At 55.6% G+C, this 874-nt stretch carries 1 pseudogene; it reads right to left on the minus strand.

Going from position 1 to position 874, the window contains the following annotated elements:
- A pseudogene (locus tag J7439_RS25620) lies at positions 1-874 on the minus strand (SEL1-like repeat protein); the annotation flags it as partial.

Below are 874 nucleotides of genomic sequence, written 5' to 3' on the forward strand. Positions count from 1 at the left end.
CTCTGTACGGATGTGGTCGGGTTCATCAGGAAAGGCTTCATCAAACCCGCGTTTTTTAGCTGGTTGCGGTTTAGAAGCTTTTTCCAGTTTTTTGATGGCCAGGTCATTCCCCAACTCAGCCGCCTTGCGCAACCAGGCCTTCGCCTGGTCCAGATCTGCCGGGAAGTCCGCCCCACCATGCTTATACAGATGACTCAGGTGGAACATGGCCTCAGCGTTACCCAGGTCAGCCGCCTTGAGCAACCAGATTTTCGCCTGGTGCAGATCTACCGGAAAGTTCTCGCCACCATCCAGATACAGGTAACCCAGGTAAAGCATGGCTTCAGCATGTCCCAGCTCAACCGCCATGAGCCACCAGGATTTCGCCTGGTGCAGATCTTTCGGAAAGCCCTTGACACCTTCCTCGTACAGGTTGCCAAGGTTGACTGTGGCTCCAATATCCCCTAGCCCAGCCGCCTTGAACAACAGGAACTTTCCCTCATCCGGATCTGCCGGTAAGCCCTCGCCTCCCTCCAGGTACACCCTGCCCAGGTTGCCCATGGAGCAAGCATTCCCCAGCCCAGCCGCCTCTAGGTACCATCGCTCCGCTTTGCGCAGATCTACCGCGAAGTCCTCACCACCATTATGATACAGGTGGCCCAGATTATTCATGGCTACAACATTCCCCAGTTCAGCCGCCTTCAGGTACCAGCTCTCGGCTTTGTGCAGATCGGCTGGAAAGCCCTCGCCACCATCTTCATAGATGATGCCCAGGCCGCACATGGCTTTAATATCCCCCAGCTCAGCCGCCTTAAGGTTCCAACGCTCCGCTTTGTGCAGATCTATCGGAAAGCTCTTGCCACCATACACATACAGGTAGCCCAGACTGCTCATG

This window comes from Salinisphaera sp. G21_0, assembly GCF_017744115.1.
Taxonomy (GTDB): domain Bacteria; phylum Pseudomonadota; class Gammaproteobacteria; order Pseudomonadales; family Endozoicomonadaceae; genus Endozoicomonas.